The 407-nt window shown below is 40.6% G+C and carries 1 pseudogene; it reads left to right on the top strand.

Features of this window, described 5'->3' with window-relative positions:
• Window positions 1-104: 104 nt before the first annotated feature.
• A pseudogene (locus tag DYY66_RS15225) lies at window positions 105-407 on the top strand (amidophosphoribosyltransferase); the annotation flags it as partial.

Raw genomic sequence — 407 nt, 5'->3', positions numbered from 1 at the left:
CGAAGATGAAATTACAGAAAAAGTAAGACAGCTAATTGGTGCAGACTTTCTTGGCTACAACGATGCCAAGAACTTGGCTGCTGCAGTTGGAATGGATTCTGAANAAAACCTGGAGAACTGCTCAAGATTAGTAATGCTGGTATAGAATCTGAAATGTTTTCACAAGAAAACAAACCGGCTCATTGTTCATTTGAATTTACATATTTTGCACACCCATCAAGTGTGATGGAGGGCTCTAACATTTACTTGGCAAGAAAAAGAATAGGACAATTTCTTGCACGCAAATTTGCAATAAAAGATGCAGATATTGTCATTCCAGTTCCAGACTCTGCAAGGCCTGCTGCATTGGGTTATGCACAAGAGCTTGGAGTGCCATTTGAGGAAGGGTTACTCAAGGACCGATACAG

The organism is Candidatus Nitrosotalea sp. FS, from assembly GCF_011319475.1.
Taxonomy (GTDB): domain Archaea; phylum Thermoproteota; class Nitrososphaeria; order Nitrososphaerales; family Nitrosopumilaceae; genus Nitrosotalea.
The sequence above is the reverse complement of the archived record's forward strand: the minus strand, read 5'-3'. Positions and strand labels throughout refer to the sequence as shown.